The sequence below is a fragment of the Allobosea sp. genome (assembly GCF_035944895.1).
In the GTDB taxonomy this organism is placed as follows: Bacteria; Pseudomonadota; Alphaproteobacteria; order Rhizobiales; family Beijerinckiaceae; genus Allobosea.
This window is the reverse complement of sequence record NZ_DASZAT010000006.1, coordinates 220,157-236,266: the sequence shown is the minus strand read 5'-3', so window position 1 is coordinate 236,266 and position 16,110 is coordinate 220,157. Positions and strand designations below refer to the sequence as shown.

Below are 16,110 nucleotides of genomic sequence, written 5' to 3'. Positions count from 1 at the left end.
TACCGTCATCCGCCTGCAAAGCTGAGCTGGCTGAATCACTTCCTGCAGCCGATGCGAGCAGTTCGACGAGAACTGTCAAGCGGTCGGCAAGTGTGTATGGTATAGCGAGCTGGATCGTAAGCGTGGCATCACGCTCTCCTTGCGTGATGCCTCTAAAGGAAGGGGCGCCGTCATGGCCGGAGATTCGGGGCAGAAATTCATTCGCCGCAACAGGCCGCCGCGGGTCCATATTACCTATGAGGACCCTTACAATGCCGATCAGAAGGTCGAGCTGCCCTTCGTGATGGGGGTTCTCGCCGATCTCTCGGGCAATGCCTCGGCGGTCGAGAAAGCCGACGTCGGCGAACGCAAGTTCCTCGACATCGACATGGACAATTTCGATCAGCGCATGGCCGCGATCGAGCCGGGCGCGGCTTTTGCCGTCCCCAACAGGCTCGGGGACGGGAGCGACAAGCTCTCCGTGTCGCTGAAGTTCAAGAAATACGACGACTTCAACCCGGCTGCGATCGCTCGCCAGATTCCGGCGACGGCCAAGCTGCTGGAGGCGCGCGAGCAGCTCGCCAACCTCCTGCGCTACATGGATGGCAAGGTCGCGGCCAGCGACCAGCTCAAGGCCCTTCTGGCGGATCCGCAATTGATGGCGGCGCTGAAGGACAAGCTCGGCGAAAAGCCGGCTGGTGACGACAAGCAGGACGGCAACGGGTAAGCGAGGCGGCCATGGCGGAAGCACAGATTCAACAACCCGGCGCGGCAACTGCTGAAACGCAAGGCGCCGACGACTTCTCGGCTCTGCTGAAGCAGAGCTTCAAGCCGAAGACCGAACGGGCGGCGAGCGAAGTCGAGAATGCGGTCGCGACCCTGGTCAACCAGGCACTCGCCGACTCGACGCTGATCAAGGGCGACGTCCTCGACACGATCGAGGAGATGATCGCCCGGCTCGATGCCAAGCTCAGCGAGCAGATGAACGAGGTGCTGCACGCGCCGGAGTTCCAGAAGCTCGAAAGCGCCTGGCGCGGCCTCAACTACCTCGTCTTCAACTCCGAGACCGACTCGCAGCTGAAGATCAAGGTGATGAACGTCGGCAAGACCGAGCTCTATCGCAATCTCAAGACTTATCCCGGCGCCCGCTGGGACCAGAGCCCGCTCTTCAAGCAGCTCTACGAGCAGGAGTTCGGTCAGCTCGGCGGCCAGCCCTTCGGCGCGCTCGTCGGCGACTATCACTTCAGTCACGCTCCGACGGACGTGCAGTTGCTGCGCGATCTCTCGAAGATCGCGGCTGCCGCCCACGCGCCGTTCTTCACCGGCGCCGACCCGAACCTGATGGGCATGGACTCCTGGACGGAGCTCTCCAACCCGCGTGATCTCGGCAAGGTCTTCGACACCCCCGACTACGCGGCCTGGAAGGGTCTGCGCGACGCGGCCGACTCCCGCTATGTCGGCCTGTGCCTGCCGCGGGTGCTGGCGCGGGTTCCCTACGGCGCCAAGTCGGAGCCGGTCGAGGAATTCGCCTTCGAGGAGGACACTGACGGCCACAAGGGCGAGAAATACGCCTGGATGAACGCAGCCTATGCCATGGCGGTGAACATCAACCGGGCCTTCAAGGAATATGGCTGGTGCACCCGCATTCGCGGCGTCCAGTCGGGCGGCGAGGTCCTCAACCTGCCGACCCACACCTTCCCGACCGATGACGGCGGCGTCGACCTGAAGTGCCCGACCGAGATCGCGATCAGCGACCGTCGCGAGGCGGAACTGGCCAAGTCCGGCCTGATCCCGCTGATCCATCGCAAGAACACCGACAAGGCGGCGTTCATCGGTGCGCAGTCGCTCTACAAGCCCAGGACCTTCTTCGGGCCCGACGGCGTCGCGGCGACTGCGTCCGACAACCTGTCCTCGCGTCTGCCTTACATGTTCGCCGTGTCGCGCTTCGCGCACTATCTGAAGTGCATGGTTCGCGACAAGGTTGGCTCCTACAAGGAGCGCGAACCCCTGCGCCGCTGGCTGCAGGAGTGGATCACCGAATATGTCGACGGCGATCCGCTGAACTCCAGCGAGGAGACGAAGGCGCGCAAGCCCCTGTCCGATGCGCGCATCGACGTCTTCGAGGACGAGGAGAACCCCGGCTACTATTCGGCCAAGTTCTACCTCCGGCCGCACTTCCAGCTTGAGGGCATGGATATCGGTCTGAGCCTCGTCTCGCGCCTGCCGGCGCCCAAGACCTGAGACCCAGGCGCGCCTAAGGCGCGCAGGCCCCCCAGGACAACAGTTGGCCCTGCGCTTACCGCGCAGGGAGAGTGGCGACGCATGGGGGGAGCTCTCCAGGCGACGCGAGTTCTATGCCTAAATCACCCTGAAACAGCCAATCATTGGAGAGCATCATGGCTAGCGACTTCCATCTGGAAATCGACGGTATCAAGGGCGAAAGCCAGGACGCCAAGCACAAGGACACGATCGAGATCGAGTCCTTCTCCTGGGGTGTCAGCAACTCCGGCACGCATGCTGCCGGCCATGGCGGCGGCGCCGGCAAGGCCAGCTACCAGGACCTGCATTGCACGGCCAACGTCAACAAGGCGTCGGCGACCCTGATGCTGAAGTGCTCCACCGGTGAGCACATCAAGAAGGCCGTGCTGCACGTCCGCAAGCAGGGCAAGGGCCAGCAGGAGTTCTATACGGTCACCCTCGAGGACCTGCTCGTGTCGAGCTACCAGTCGGGCGACAGCACCGGCGGCAACCCGGTCCCGACCGATCAGTTCTCGCTGAACTTCGCCAAGATCAAGTTCGAGTACAAGCCGCAGAACAAGGACGGCTCGCTCGGTTCGGCGATCACCGGTACCTACGACCTCAAGAAGAACCAGGAGTAATAGGCCATTCCAGCCGGGCCCGCTCAGGTGGGCCCGGCTGGAGGGCAGCTTCCGGTGTCTCCGCCTCGACCGGCGTCGCCGATCCTGTCACGTTCCGCACAGACTCCCCGCGATTGCGGCAGCAATCACCGGGAGTCTGTCGCATTGAGCAGCCTCGTTCGGGATAACCCAGATGCTCGACCCCAAGGCGAAGAACCGGTTGCGGCCGCCATTGATGTTCGCCTTCCGCGAGGCGCATCGCGCCAAGGACGCCAAGGTCCAGCTCGACCTGCGTGACGCCGGTGGAGAGCGCGTGGTCGCCGGGCGCCGTGCCGCGCCGCGGACCGCGATCACCGAGAGCAAGCTGCGCCAGGAGATCGCGATTGATCTCGAAGCCCTGGTCAACACGATCAATTTCGGTTCCTCGACCGATCTGTCGCGCTTCGAGCATGTCCGCCGCTCCGTGCTCAACTGCGGCTTCCCGGACGTCCAGAACAAGTCGATCGACGAGCACCGGGTCGGTGCGATCAAGGACGAGCTCGCGCAGGTGCTGTTCGCCTACGAGCCGCGGCTCATGAAGCAGTCGATCGTGGTCGAGCGCGACGAAGGGCTCGACAAGGCGGAACTCAAGATCCGCTTCATCGTGCGGGCAGATCTCAATTGCGAGCCGCTGAATATTCCGGTGCAATTCGTTGCCGATGTCGAGCTCGACACCGGCAAGATCGCGATCAAGAACCGGTAGCGTGGAATGAACCAGGAATTCCTCGACTTCTACAACCGCGAGCTCAGGCTCTTCACCGAGCATACGAAGGAGTTCGCCGAGGAATACCCCGGGATCGCCGAGCGGCTCGGCGGCCTGGTCGGCGAGCGCATGGACCCGATGGTCGGCGGCCTGCTGGAGGGAGCGGCCTTCCTTGCCGCGCGTGTCCAGCTCAAGCTCAAGCACGAGTTCCCCGAGTTCACCAACAATCTGCTCGAGCAGTTGATCCCGAACTATCTGGCCCCGACGCCGTCGGCTCTGCTGGCCGGGATCGCGCCGACCTATGGCGACCCGGCCCTGCGCGAGGGCGTCGAGGTACCGCGCGGCTCCTATCTCGACGCAACCTATGTCGAGCGCGACCGGCGTGTCGCCTGCCGCTACCGGCTGAGCTCGCCCGTCACGATCTGGCCGTTCGAGGTCGCCTCGGCCGAATACATCGCTGCGCCGGGGCGGCTGCAGGCGCTGGGGCTCCCGGCCGACGGGCGGGTGCTGTCCGGACTGCGCCTGTCGCTGACCCATCGCATCGCCAGCGACCCGGCCGAGGAGCCGTCCCCGGAGCAGGCGAGCAAGCTGCCGAACAGCTGGTTTGCCGGCTGCAAGACGCGCGATCTCACAGTGCACCTGCTCGGCACGGAAGCCGATGCGATTGCACTCTACGAGCAGATCTTCGCCGATCGCCTCGGTCTCTATTTTCGCTATCTCGACGAATTCGGCGATCCGGTGGTGCTGTCGGGGGCGGAGTGCGCTCTGGAGCAGATCGGCTTCGATGAAGACGAGGCGCTGCTGCCGGCCGATACGCGGGTCTTCCGCGGCTTCGACCTGCTGCGTGAGCAGTTCTGGTTCCCCCGCAAATTCCTCGGCTTCAAGCTGACCGGTCTCGACAAGATGATGTCCCGGCTCAAGGCCAAGACGGTCGACATCATCTTCGTCTTCGATGAGGTCAACACGCGCCTGCCGGCGGCGGTCCAGCGCGAGCTGTTCGCGCTCTATGCCGCCCCGGCGGTGAACCTGTTCGAGAAGACCACCGACCGCATCCCGGTGCGCAAGAACGAGCACGAATATCACGTCGTGCCCGATCGCAGCCGCATGCTCGACTATGAGCCGCACTCGATCCTCGACGTTTATGCGCACTATAGCGGCGGCCGCGACAAGCAGCCGGTCCACCCGCTCTATTCCTCGCCCGAAGGCGCTTCGCCGACCCACGGCCTGCTCTATACGCAGCGGCGGCTGCCGCGTCGCCGTTCCTCGGCCGAGCGCCGCGAGGGGCGGGCGTCCGACTATACCGGCACCGAGATGTTCATCTCGCTCTACGAGCCGGCGACAGTCTCCGATGCCGCAGCCGTGGCTGAGCTCAGCATCCGGGCTCTCTGTTCCAACCGTCATCTGACCGAGCATCTGCCGACAGGGATCGGCGGTGCCGATTTCCGCCTGATTGACAATGTCGTGCTCGACGTGACCTCCCTTGCCGGGCCGACACCGCCGCGCGAGCCGATCGTCTCGCAGCTGCGGCTGCGTTCGGAGACGGCGAGCACCGGCGTCGTCACCTGGCGGTTGATCAATCTGCTCAGCCTCAACCATCTCGGCCTGGTCCAGCGTGGCGCCGGCGAGAACGCCGAGGCGCTGCGCGAGATGCTCTCGCTCTTCGCCGACCTCGCCGACAGCGCCACCGAGCGCCGCATCCGCGGTATCAAGAGCGTCGACAGCCGCCCGGTGATCCGGCGGTTCCCGCAGCGGGCCGGAACGGGTGCCGCCCGCGGGCTCGAGATCACGGTCCTCTTCGACGAAAAGGCGTTCGAGGGCAGCGGCGTCTTCCTGCTGGGGGCGATCCTCGACCGCTTCTTCGCCGAATACGCGGCGATGAACCATTTCACCCAGACGGTGATCCGCACCGTCGAGCGCGGCGAGGTCATGCGCTTTGCGCCGCGCGCCGGCACGAGGCGCATCCTGTGAGCGAGAGCGCGCCAGCCCTGCCGCCACCGGCCGCGCTCGACGACCTGCGGGTCGAGCCGCCCTTCGTCGAAGGGCTGCGGGCCGAGCCCTGGCGGCATGATTTCTACGCGGCGCTGCGCCGGATCGAGCGCAGTTTCCCGGAACGCGAGCGCATCGGCGACGTCGCCGCCCGGCGTGACGAATACGTCGCGCTCGGCGAGCAACCCTATATGGACTTCCCGGCCTCGACCATCGCCGAGGCCGATCGCGACCTGCAGGGCCGACTGCGGCTGTTCGTCAAGTTCCTTGGTCTGCTTGGCCCGCAAGGTGCGCTGCCGCTGGCGACGACCGAGGAGAGCTATCACTGGCAGCTCGTCCGCGACGACGCCTTCCCGCGCTTCCTCGACGTCTTCAACAACCGTTTCCTGCAGCTCTTCTACCGGGCCTGGGCGGATTCGCGACCGGTCGCGCAGCATGACCGGCCCGACAGGGACCGCTTCATCGCCTATGTCGGCAGCATGACGGGCCTAGGCTCGCAGCCCTATCAGAACCGTGACAGCGTCCCCGATCCCGAGAAGCTGGCCCATGCCGGGCTCACCGGTGCGCAGGCCAAGTCGGCCTCGCGCCTGCGCAGCCTGCTCGCCGGCCTCTTCGACATCGAGGTCGAGGTCGAGCAATTCGTCGGCATGCGGCTGGTCTTCGATCCCGAGGACCGGACCAAGCTCGGCCGCGGCCAGTGCGCCCTGGGCAGCAATGTCCTGCTCGGCGCCAGCGTCTACAGTGTCGAGGACAAGTTCCGGGTCAAGCTGGTCGCGCGCGACCTCGAGCAGTTCAACCGCTTCCTGCCGAATGGCGACCGCTGCGAGCCCCTGGCCGATGCCGTGTTCTTCTATCTCGGCGAGCAGTTCGAATGGGATGTCGAGCTGGCCTTGCCGGTCGGCAAGGTCCAGCCGATGCAGCTCGGTCGCTCCGGCGCGCTCGGCTGGTCGAGCTGGATCTCGCCGAACTGGAACGTGCCGGACGGCAGCCTGCGCCGAGATGCCCGCTTCCATCCCGCCGAACGCATGCGGCTGAAGCGCAGCCAGAAACAACAGACGAAACGATAGGGGACCGCCATGGCCGACATCAGTCTCGAAGCCGTTACCGGCAAACTTAACCGTGTCGGCTATGAGGCCTTCATCCAGGCGCTGCGCCAGGCGAAGGGGGCGGGCAACCGCAATGTCGAGCTGGCGCACTGGCTCGCCCAGATCCTGCAGCGGCGCTCGACCGATATCGGGCTGACCGCGCAGCATTACGGCCTCGACATGGCCCGCTTGGCCACCGACATCGGCGGCGTCATCGAGGGCTTCCGCAAGAACGAGACGGAGATGCCCGGCGTCGCCAACAACGTCGTCGACGTGCTCGACCGCGGCTGGCACTACGCCACCTTGTTCTTCGGCGAGACCCAGATCCGGAGCGGCCACGTCCTGGTCGCAGCGCTGAAATCGCTCGAGCTCAAGCGGGCGCTGACCGGCATCTCCAAGGAGTTCGCCAAGATTCCGGTCGAGGAGCTCGCTGCCGGCCATGCCAAGATCTGGAAGGACTCGGAGGAAGAGAACCTGCGGCCGATGGACGGCTCGGGGCTGCGTGCCGCCGGCACGCCGGGCGCCGAGCAGGCCGATGGTGCCAAGGGCACAACCGCGCTCGACCGCTTCTCGCAGGACCTGACCGAGAAGGCGCGCTCGGGCACGATGGACCCGATCCTCGGCCGCGACGACGAGATCCGCCAGGTCATCGACGTGCTGATGCGCCGGCGCCAGAACAATCCGATCCTCACCGGCGAGGCCGGCGTCGGCAAGACCGCGATCGCCGAGGGCTTTGCCCAGCGCATCGTCGCCGGCGACGTGCCGCCGCCGCTGCGCGGGGTCAAGGTCTGCGCCCTTGATATCGGCCTGATGCAGGCCGGTGCCTCGATGAAGGGCGAGTTCGAGCAGCGTCTGCGCTCGGTCATCGACGAGGTCCAGTCCTCGCCGACCCCGGTGATCCTGTTCATCGACGAGGCGCATACGCTGATCGGCGCCGGCGGGGCTGCCGGCACCGGCGATGCCGCCAACTTGCTGAAGCCCGCTCTCGCCCGCGGCACGCTGCGTACCATCGCGGCGACGACCTGGTCGGAATACCGCCAGTATTTCGAGAAGGACCCGGCGCTGACCCGGCGCTTCCAGCCGGTGCAGGTCGACGAGCCGGATGTCGTGCGCTGCTGCACCATGCTGCGCGGCCTGATCGGGCCGATGGAGAAGCACCACAAGGTTCGCATCTCCGACGCCGCCATCGTCGCCGCCGTCCAGCTCTCCTCGCGCTATATCCCGGCTCGCCAGCTGCCCGACAAGGCGGTGAGCCTGCTCGACACCGCCTGCGCCCGCGTCGCGATCAGCCAGACTGCGACCCCGGCTGCGATCGAGGATGCCCGCGTCGCGATCTCGGCGCTGGAGAAGGAGAAGATCGCCCTGATCGCCGACAAGGATCTCGGCGACGCCACCGATGAGCGCCTCGGCAAGATCGAGGAGGAGAGCGCCGCGCTGACGGCGAAGCTGGAGAAGCTCGAAGCCGACTGGGCCTCCGAGCTTGCGATCGTCGAGGAGATCACGCTGCTGCGTGGCAAGCTCGGCGAGAAGACCGCCGCTGAGGCTGCTCCTGCCGATGACGAGGCACCGGCCGAGGCCGCGCCCGCCGAGGCACCTGCCGATCCCGAGGCGACGCGCGCCAGCCTGCGCGAGAAATTCGACGTGCTCGGCGCAATCGATCCGGCCAACCGGATGATCTATGCCCATGTCGACGAGCAGTCCGTCGCCTCCGTCGTCTCCGACTGGACCGGCATCCCCGTCGGCCGCATGGTCAAGGACGAGATCGAGACCGTGCTCAACCTCGCCGCGACGCTGAACAAGCGCGTGGTCGGGCAGGGGCATGGCATCGGCATGATCGCCAAGCGCATCGAGACCAATCGCGCCAAGCTCGACAATCCGAACAAGCCGATCGGCGTCTTCATGCTCTGCGGCCCCTCCGGCGTCGGCAAGACCGAGACGGCGCTGGCCTTGGCTGAATCGCTCTATGGCGGCGAGCAGAACGTCATCACCATCAACATGAGCGAGTTCCAGGAGGCGCACACCGTCTCGACGCTGAAGGGAGCGCCTCCCGGCTATGTCGGCTATGGCGAGGGAGGACGCCTGACCGAGGCCGTGCGCCGCAAGCCCTATTCGGTGGTGCTGCTCGACGAGGTCGAGAAGGCCCATCCGGACGTGCACGAGCTGTTCTTCCAGGTCTTCGACAAGGGCACGATGGAGGACGGCACCGGAAGGCGCATCGACTTCAAGAACACGCTGATCATCCTGACCTCGAATGTCGGCACCGACGAGATCATGCGCATGGCCGGTGACGAGGCGAGTCGTCCGGATTCCGAGGAGCTGGCCGTCGCTTTGCGGCCGGCTTTGCTCAAGGTCTTCCCGCCGGCGCTGATCGGGCGCCTGGTGACGATCCCCTACTATCCGCTCTCCGGCGAGATGCTGGGCGGCATCGTGCGCCTGCAGCTCGGGCGCATCGGCAAGCGCCTGCGCGACAACCACAACGCCGCCTTCATCTATGACGACGCGGTGGTCGAGCACATCGTCGCCCAATGCAACGACCCGGATTCGGGCGGACGCATGATCGACAACATCATCACCAACTCGATGCTGCCGGCGCTCTCGCGCAGCATCCTCAACCTGCAGCTGGAGAAGAAGCCGCTGACCGAGGCCAAGGTCACGGTTGAGGATGGTGCGTTCCACTACGCCTGCAACTGAGAAGACCTAGCGTCACTGCGGGCGCAGCGAAGCAATCCGGGAGCGGCAGCGCGCTGCGTCCGCCCGGATTGCTTCGTCACAGCGCTCCTCGCAATGACGAAAGCAGCCATCGCCAGACGGTCAATATCGCTGGCAGGCGCTGTTTGAGGTATACTTGCGCAGCGGGATCGGAGCGGAAACAGAGACGTGCAACCGGTTCGCCTGAAGCGACGGCCCGACGAGGCCGTCAGCACCACCTCTCTCCGGCCGGAGAGCGAGACGCCGCGGCGTCCGCGTAGCGGTGGGGGACGGTCAGGGTCGGGACGCGGCAGCGTGCTGCCCTGGACGCTTGCCGTGCTGGCGCTCATCGGCGCCGGCGTTAGCGGCTACCTGCTCTATGAGGAGAAGAGCCGTGTCGCAGCGCTCGAGCAGGAGCAGGCCATCCTGCAGAGCAGCTATGACGAAAAGCTCAAGGCGCTGCAGCGCCGCCTCGTCAGCGCCATCGTCGCCTCCGGCAGTTCGCCCGGCCTGCCGGTGCAGCCTGGCCAACCAGCAGCTGCCTCCGGCAAGGCGGGCGACCAGCTCGCCGACCTGATCACCCGACAGATCGAGCTCGAGGCCCGCCAGGCCCTGCTCGGCGCGCTGACCGGCCAGGCGGTCGGGCCGATCTTGCCGCAAGGCGGCGCCAAGGCTCAGGGCGGCAATCAGTTCGCCGACGGCCAGAACGTTCTCGATCGCGTCAATCCCACTGTGCTGGCGCAGCAGCGCCGGCAGGTCGCGGCGGTGGTCAAGGCGAGCGAGACGATGTCGCTTGACCAGCGCATCGCCATACTCAGCCAATCGCTCGACCGGGTGCAGAACGGCCAGAACCAGCAGCTCCCCGCGCTCGGCCGCCAACTCGTCGGGCGCGTGCAGGAGGTGAAGACCGCGCTGACCGAGATCGGGCTCGACCCGTCCAAGGTCAAGCTGCCACCGGGTCGGCCGGGCATGGGTGGCCCGCTCATCCCGATAACGGTGAAGCCCGGCACCTTCGAGCATGCGCTGATGCAGCTCGGCGAGGCGCGCGCGCTCTTCGGGCGCTGGCGTGATCTGGCGACCATCGTGCCGTTCCAGCGCCCGGTCCCGACCGACGACACCACCACCAGCAATTTTGGCCCGCGTTCCGATCCGTTCACCGGCGGCACCGCGATGCATGCCGGCATGGACTTTCGCGGTGAGACCGGCACGCCGGTGCATGCCGCCGGGGCAGGGAAGGTGCTGCGCGCCGAAGTCGCCGGCGGCTATGGCAATCTGGTCGAGCTCGATCACGGCAATGGCGTGACGACGCGTTACGGCCATCTCTCGGCTTTCGACGTCAAGGAAGGACAACTCGTCGCCGCCGGCCAGATCATCGGCCGCGTCGGCTCGACCGGCCGCTCGACCGGCCCGCATCTCCATTACGAGACGCGGCTGTCGGAAGAGGCGCGCAATCCCCTCAAATTCATCCAGATCGGCGACAAGCTGACAGTCGGGCCGAGCGGCCTGCGCTGAGCGTATGAAGGCGCCGGCTGGTGCCTAGCTGGCCGTCGCGAAGAAGGACACGAGCTGCTCGCTCAGCTCGGCCGGGCGCTCCTCGGGAACATAATGCCCGCAATTCGAAGCGATCCAGCCCTGTGGATCTGCCGCTACCCGCTGCATCGTCGCGAGCGCCGCGCCGCGATAGCCATGCTCGGCGCCGATTGCCAGGACCGGAAGCGTCAGCTTGCGCTTGCCGAGTTCCAGATTGTCCTGAAGGTCGTGCGGCAACAGCGTCCTGTAGTAAGCGAACATGCTCCGCAGGCCGCCGGGAGCAGCCGCCGCCGCGGCATAGACTGCGATATCCGCCTCCGTGATTGCCGTGCGGTCCCACAGCCCGACCTTGTCGCGATGAAGCATGTGGCGGATGAACACGTGCTCGCGGCCGGCGACCAGGGCCTCGGCAATGTCGCCCGCGGCGTTGAAGCCGAAATGCCAGCTCCCGCCCTGCGCGACATTCATGGCGTTCTCCTGGCCGAAGCCGGGCAGGCCCGACTCGATGAACACCAGGCCCTTCGCCCGCTCCGGCCATTGCGCCACGAATGGAAAGGCGACCTGTCCGCCCATGTCATGACCGACCACCCAGCATGACTGGATGGCGAGGCTGTCGAGCAGTTCGAGCAGGTCGCGCGCGACGGTCTTCTTGTCGTAGCCATCCGCCGGCTTGGAACTATGGCCGAAGCCACGCAGATCCACCGCGATCGCCCGGTATCCGGCCTTTGCAAGCAGGGGCGCAACGTGCCGCCAGGCATAGGATGTCTGGGGCCAGCCGTGCAGGAGCAGGACTGGCTCGGCATCCCGGGGCCCGAATTCGCTCAGATGAAGCCGAACCCCGTTGGGCAGGAGGGCCGCGGCATGGCGGACCTCGTTCCGATCACCAGCACTCATCGACGCTCTCGCTTCCGCTTTGGTGTCGATAACGCCCCGATGAGAGCAACTGCAAGTGAGAGGCCATTCCTCCCGATCTCGCCTGGATGTCAGCTCGTGCTTGGATCGACTTCCCGCCACGCGCTTCCGGTATCGTAGAAGAAGCGCTCTTCGGCGATGCGATCGCCCTGCCAGCGCTGGAAGGCGAGCTCTTCCAGCCGACGCGTCACGCCGGCCTTGTCGGTCGCATCGAAGATCCACCGAACCACGACATGGTCGCCGTCGACCACCACCGCGAGCGGTGGATGCGTGTGCATCTTGTTGAGCCGCTCCAGCGCGCGCGCCTCATGTGCCATCAGCGCCTCGCGGCCGCGGCGGGGCTCGTTGGCGTTCTCCTGCATGGTCGCGTCGTCGGTGTAGAAATCGCGGATGGCGCCGACATGGTCGCCGCTGACCACGGCAGCGACAAAGGCATCTACTCTGGTACGCTCAGGCATAGTCATCTCCATCTCGTCAGGCAGAGATGGAGGAGAGTAGCGACGCCTTCAACGCCGCGTGTCAGCATCAGCCCCGGCGCTTGGGCGCTCCGGGCTTGGTCGGTACTTGCGGCGCGACAGGATCGCTGGCGGGGAAGGTGTCCTTCAGCGCCTTGTCGAGCTGCTTTTCGGCCGAGCCGCCCGCCTTCTTCTCGTCCTTGCGTTGCTCGCGCTGCTCCTTGCGCAAGCTCTCGACCGCCTGGTTCGCGGAATTGGCCATCGTAATCCCCTGTTGTCATGCAGGCTCCGCCTGCGTCCTTCCGTCAACGCGATCGAGGAAGCGAAAGTTCCTGTCCCAGCGGGCGGTGGAAAGGCATTCGCAGGCAGGCGCGCGAGATCGGCGGGAAGGATTTTCTCCATCTCATCCGAAATAAGAAATTTCACGCTACATGATGTAAATTGATTGGCCGGCGTTCAGGCTATATGTGGATTGTTCGATTTACAGAACACCCCACTGACCGATGGTACGGCAGGCGGCGGCGGGCGAGGGCGGCATTGAGCTGCCCGCGTCGGCCTTGCCTGCGCAGAGCAAGCACATGTTCGAGTTGCAGGAACAGGCTGAAAACCTCAATGCTGCGTTCGGAACGTCGGATGCAGCCGAGCGCCTCGCGGGACTGGTGCGGGATGTTGGCGGGCGCCTCGTCTTCACCACCAGCTTCGGCCTCGAGGATCAGGTCGTCACTCACCTGATCGCGACGCAGGATTTGCCGATCGAGATCGTCACGCTCGATACCGGCCGGCTCTTCGGCGAGGTTCATGCGCTCTGGGCGGAAACCGAGGCGCGCTACGGCATCACGATCACGCCGTTCTATCCGCGCCATGACGCTGTCGAGGCCTTCGTCCTCGGCCATGGCATCAACGGCTTCTATAATTCGATCGAGGCCCGCAAGGCCTGCTGCAATGTCCGCAAGGTCGAGCCCCTCGGCCGGGCACTCGCCGGCGCTGCCGCCTGGATCACCGGATTGCGCGCCGACCAATCGGCCGCGCGCGGTGGCGTCGTCCTCGCCGAAGTCGACCGCGAACGTGGACTGATCAAGCTCAATCCGCTGCTCGACTGGTCGCGCGATCAGGCACTGGCCTTCGCCCGCGAGCACGACGTCCCGCTCAACCCGCTACACGAGAAGGGTTTCCTCTCGATCGGCTGTCAGCCCTGCACCCGCGCCATCCAGCCAGGCGAGCCGGAGCGGGCCGGGCGCTGGTGGTGGGAAGAAGAGGCCGCCAAGGAGTGCGGCCTGCATGTCGGCCCGGACGGCCGGTTGGTGCGGTCGAAGCCGGCCGCGGAGGTTTTGGCGTGATCCAGCTCAGTCATCTGCAGAAGCTCGAAGCCGAGGCGATCTTCATCATCCGCGAGGTCGCCGCGACCTGCGAGAAGCCGGTGCTGCTCTACTCGATCGGCAAGGACTCGGCCGTTCTGCTGCATCTCGCCATGAAGGCCTTCTATCCCGGCAAGCCGCCATTCCCGCTGCTCCATGTCGATACGACCTGGAAATTCCGGGACATGATCGCCTTCCGCGACCAGACCGCCAGCCGGCTCGGGCTCGACCTGATCGTGCACGTCAACGAGGAGGGCGTCCGCGCCGGCGTCAATCCGTTCGCCTCCGGCTCGCGCCTGCACACCGACGTGATGAAGACGCAAGGGCTGAAGCAGGCACTCGATAGATACGGCTTCGACGCGGCCTTCGGCGGCGCCAGGCGCGACGAGGAGAAGAGCCGGGCCAAGGAGCGGGTGTTCTCGCTGCGCTCGGCCCAGCATCGCTGGGACCCGAAGAACCAACGGCCGGAACCCTGGCGGCTGTTCAATACGCGCAAGGCCCAGGGCGAGAGCTTCCGTGTCTTCCCGCTGTCCAACTGGACGGAGAAGGACGTCTGGGACTACATCGCGCTCGAGAACATCCCGGTCGTGCCGCTCTATTTCGCCGCGCCTCGCCCCGTCGTGCGCCGCAACGGCGCATGGATCATGCGCGACGACGAGCGCATGGAGCTGCTGCCCGGCGAGAAGCTAGAGACCCGCATGGTCCGCTTCCGCACGCTTGGCTGCTACCCGCTGACGGGAGCGGTCGAGAGCGAGGCAGCGAACCTCACCGATATCATCGCGGAAATGCGGGCGTCGCGTTCTTCCGAGCGCGAGGGGCGCGTCATCGACCATGACGGCTCCGGCTCGATGGAGCAGAAGAAGCAGGAAGGCTACTTTTGATGGCGGCGCTCGCGAAGTTGAAGGGCCAGCCCGCTCCGGCTGGCCAGCCGCATCCCGCCAACGACCAGAGCCAGCGCACCGAGGGCAGCGCCCGCGCCTTGCTGCGCTTCATCACCTGTGGCTCGGTCGACGACGGCAAGTCGACGCTGATCGGGCGCATCCTCTATGAGGCCGGGGCTGTCTTCGATGACCAGCTCACCGCGCTCGACAGCGACTCCCGCAAATTCGGCACGCAAGGCGCTGCGCCCGACTTCGCTTTGCTGGTCGACGGGCTCTCGGCTGAACGCGAGCAGGGCATCACCATCGATGTCGCCTATCGCTATTTCTCGACCGACCAGCGCAGCTTCATCGTCGCGGACACGCCCGGCCATGAGCAGTACACCCGCAATATGGCGACCGGCGCCTCGACCGCCGATCTCGCCATCATCCTGATCGATGCTCGCAAGGGCCTGTTGCCGCAGACGCGCCGGCACTCCTTCATCGTCTCGCTGGTCGGCGTCCGCCACGTCGTCGTCGCCGTCAACAAGATGGACCTGGTCGGCTATGACGAGGCGGTCTTCCGCCAGATCGAGCAGGATTATCGCAAGGCGGTCGCTGGGCTAGGCTTCGCCAGCATCGACTTCGTCCCGGTCTCGGCCCGCGACGGCGAGAACGTCACCAGCCTCTCCAAGCTGATGCCCTGGTATCGCGGGCCGGCGCTGCTACCCTTGCTCGAATCTGTCGTGGTCGTCGCCGAGGCGGAAGTCGAAGCCGGCTTCGCCCTGCCGGTGCAATGGGTCAATCGGCCCGATCTCGATTTCCGCGGCTTCGCCGGGACGGTCGCGCGCGGGCGGCTGCGCGTCGGTGATGCGGTTGCGGCACTGCCCTCCGGCCGCCGCAGCACGATCGCGCGCATCCTCGCACCGTCAGGCGACGTCTCGCAGGCGAGCGCCGGCCAGTCGGTGACGGTCACGCTTGCGGACGAGATCGACGTGTCGCGTGGCGACGTCATCGCCTCGGTCGTGCATGCACCAGTGGTGAAGCAGGAATTGCAGGCGCGGCTGCTCTGGACCGGCGAGGCGGCGCTGCGCGAAGGCGGCGAGTTCATCCTCAAGCTCGCCACCGCGAGCGCCAACGCCACGATCGTCCGGTTGCACCACAGCGTCGATATCGAGAGCTATGCCGAGGCGCCGGCGGAGAGCCTGGCGATGAATGGCATCGGCCTGGCGACGCTGACGCTCGACCGGCAGCTCGCAGTGCTCGACTACACAAGCAGTCGCGAGCTCGGCGGTTTCATCCTGATCGACAGGCTCAGCAACCAGACCGTCGCCTTCGGCTTCGTCGAGACCCGTAAGGCCCAGGACAAGGCTCGTTCGATCACTGAGGCTGGTGCAGCCAGCCGCGCGGTTCTGCGTCTCGTCGGCTGGCGCGGTACGCAGGAACGTCGAACCTGGTTGGAGGCGGCGAGCTGGCGCCTGGTGAGCGGATTGTTCGTCTTCGCCGTCGTGGCGCTGTCGACCGGGCAGTGGGGTCTCGCGGCTGCCTTCGGGCTTGCTGATATCGCGCTACGGCCGCTGCTGAAGGACCTGCATGCCCGGCTGTGGGCGAGACGGGCGCCGCCTTCGCTCTATGACGGGGCGGGCATCTAGGAGGCTTGAGA

The 16,110-nt window shown here is 66.1% G+C and carries 14 protein-coding genes; 11 read left to right on the top strand and 3 right to left on the bottom strand.

Annotation, left to right across the window (positions count from 1 at the left end; genetic code table 11):
- Positions 1-172 precede the first annotated feature (172 nt).
- The 8 genes from tssB (at position 173) to VGV58_RS09670 (ending at position 10,850) form a co-directional block, all read left to right on the top strand.
- A complete protein-coding gene (gene tssB / locus VGV58_RS09705) occupies positions 173-706 on the top strand; it encodes a type VI secretion system contractile sheath small subunit (RefSeq protein WP_326873810.1) in 534 nt (177 codons plus the stop codon).
- Between the two features lie 11 nt (positions 707-717).
- Positions 718-2,220 (top strand): type VI secretion system contractile sheath large subunit, encoded by a 1,503-nt coding sequence (tssC, locus tag VGV58_RS09700; RefSeq protein ID WP_326873809.1) that lies wholly within the window; start codon positions 718-720, stop codon positions 2,218-2,220.
- Positions 2,221-2,375: 155 nt separating this feature from the next.
- Entirely contained in the window at positions 2,376-2,858 is a 483-nt protein-coding gene (locus VGV58_RS09695; protein WP_091829329.1) for an Hcp family type VI secretion system effector, read from the top strand.
- Between the two features lie 172 nt (positions 2,859-3,030).
- The gene (locus VGV58_RS09690; protein ID WP_326873808.1) at positions 3,031-3,579 is read left to right on the top strand and encodes a type VI secretion system baseplate subunit TssE; all 549 of its coding nucleotides are present in this window, start codon (positions 3,031-3,033) and stop codon (positions 3,577-3,579) included.
- Between the two features lie 6 nt (positions 3,580-3,585).
- Positions 3,586-5,547 carry a type VI secretion system baseplate subunit TssF gene (gene tssF / locus VGV58_RS09685; protein ID WP_326873807.1) on the top strand — a complete coding sequence of 654 codons (1,962 nt, stop codon included), beginning with the start codon at positions 3,586-3,588 and terminating at the stop codon, positions 5,545-5,547.
- Complete coding sequence (tssG, locus tag VGV58_RS09680; protein WP_326873806.1) at positions 5,544-6,632, top strand: type VI secretion system baseplate subunit TssG; 1,089 nt, start codon at positions 5,544-5,546, stop codon at positions 6,630-6,632. The genes tssF and tssG overlap by 4 nt, the downstream gene beginning before the upstream one ends.
- A 9-nt stretch (positions 6,633-6,641) precedes the next feature.
- Positions 6,642-9,341 carry a type VI secretion system ATPase TssH gene (gene tssH / locus VGV58_RS09675; RefSeq protein ID WP_326873805.1) on the top strand — a complete coding sequence of 900 codons (2,700 nt, stop codon included), beginning with the start codon at positions 6,642-6,644 and terminating at the stop codon, positions 9,339-9,341.
- Between the two features lie 186 nt (positions 9,342-9,527).
- On the top strand, positions 9,528-10,850 hold the full coding sequence (locus VGV58_RS09670; protein WP_326873804.1) for a M23 family metallopeptidase: 1,323 nt from the start codon (positions 9,528-9,530) through the stop codon (positions 10,848-10,850).
- Between the two features lie 24 nt (positions 10,851-10,874).
- On the opposite strand, the gene VGV58_RS09665 is transcribed toward VGV58_RS09670, so the two are convergent.
- The 3 genes from VGV58_RS09665 to VGV58_RS09655 all read right to left on the bottom strand — a co-directional run bounded on the left by VGV58_RS09665 (position 10,875) and on the right by VGV58_RS09655 (position 12,497).
- On the bottom strand, positions 10,875-11,762 hold the full coding sequence (locus VGV58_RS09665; protein ID WP_326873803.1) for an alpha/beta fold hydrolase: 888 nt from the start codon (positions 11,760-11,762) through the stop codon (positions 10,875-10,877).
- A gap of 89 nt (positions 11,763-11,851) precedes the next feature.
- Positions 11,852-12,238: a nuclear transport factor 2 family protein gene (locus VGV58_RS09660; RefSeq protein WP_326873802.1), complete on the bottom strand. Its 387-nt coding sequence runs from the start codon at positions 12,236-12,238 to the stop codon at positions 11,852-11,854.
- 67 nt (positions 12,239-12,305) lie between these two features.
- Positions 12,306-12,497 (bottom strand): hypothetical protein, encoded by a 192-nt coding sequence (locus VGV58_RS09655; protein ID WP_326873801.1) that lies wholly within the window; start codon positions 12,495-12,497, stop codon positions 12,306-12,308.
- 316 nt (positions 12,498-12,813) lie between these two features.
- On the opposite strand from VGV58_RS09655, the gene VGV58_RS09650 reads away from it, so the two are divergent.
- Genes VGV58_RS09650 through cysN form a run of 3 tightly spaced genes read left to right on the top strand, consistent with a single transcriptional unit; the run spans position 12,814 to position 16,099 of the window.
- On the top strand, positions 12,814-13,572 hold the full coding sequence (locus tag VGV58_RS09650; protein ID WP_326873800.1) for a phosphoadenylyl-sulfate reductase: 759 nt from the start codon (positions 12,814-12,816) through the stop codon (positions 13,570-13,572).
- Complete coding sequence (gene cysD / locus VGV58_RS09645) at positions 13,569-14,471, top strand: sulfate adenylyltransferase subunit CysD (RefSeq protein ID WP_326873799.1); 903 nt, start codon at positions 13,569-13,571, stop codon at positions 14,469-14,471. The genes VGV58_RS09650 and cysD overlap by 4 nt, the downstream gene beginning before the upstream one ends.
- Positions 14,471-16,099, top strand: a complete 1,629-nt coding sequence (gene cysN, locus VGV58_RS09640) for a sulfate adenylyltransferase subunit CysN (protein ID WP_326873798.1) — start codon at positions 14,471-14,473, stop codon at positions 16,097-16,099. Before cysD ends, cysN begins: the two co-directional genes overlap by 1 nt.
- Positions 16,100-16,110 lie beyond the last annotated feature (11 nt).

What these genes read in the sequence shown, in the direction of transcription:
- tssB (WP_326873810.1), top strand. Translation starts at nt 173, where the DNA reads ATGGCCGGAGATTCGGGGCAGAAATTCATTCGCCGCAACAGGCCGCCG.
- tssC (WP_326873809.1), top strand. Translation starts at nt 718, where the DNA reads ATGGCGGAAGCACAGATTCAACAACCCGGCGCGGCAACTGCTGAAACG.
- VGV58_RS09695 (WP_091829329.1), top strand. Translation starts at nt 2,376, where the DNA reads ATGGCTAGCGACTTCCATCTGGAAATCGACGGTATCAAGGGCGAAAGC.
- VGV58_RS09690 (WP_326873808.1), top strand. Translation starts at nt 3,031, where the DNA reads ATGCTCGACCCCAAGGCGAAGAACCGGTTGCGGCCGCCATTGATGTTC.
- tssF (WP_326873807.1), top strand. Translation starts at nt 3,586, where the DNA reads ATGAACCAGGAATTCCTCGACTTCTACAACCGCGAGCTCAGGCTCTTC.
- tssH (WP_326873805.1), top strand. Translation starts at nt 6,642, where the DNA reads ATGGCCGACATCAGTCTCGAAGCCGTTACCGGCAAACTTAACCGTGTC.
- VGV58_RS09665 (WP_326873803.1), bottom strand. Translation starts at nt 11,762, where the DNA reads ATGAGTGCTGGTGATCGGAACGAGGTCCGCCATGCCGCGGCCCTCCTG.
- VGV58_RS09660 (WP_326873802.1), bottom strand. Translation starts at nt 12,238, where the DNA reads ATGCCTGAGCGTACCAGAGTAGATGCCTTTGTCGCTGCCGTGGTCAGC.
- VGV58_RS09655 (WP_326873801.1), bottom strand. Translation starts at nt 12,497, where the DNA reads ATGGCCAATTCCGCGAACCAGGCGGTCGAGAGCTTGCGCAAGGAGCAG.
- VGV58_RS09650 (WP_326873800.1), top strand. Translation starts at nt 12,814, where the DNA reads ATGTTCGAGTTGCAGGAACAGGCTGAAAACCTCAATGCTGCGTTCGGA.
- cysN (WP_326873798.1), top strand. Translation starts at nt 14,471, where the DNA reads ATGGCGGCGCTCGCGAAGTTGAAGGGCCAGCCCGCTCCGGCTGGCCAG.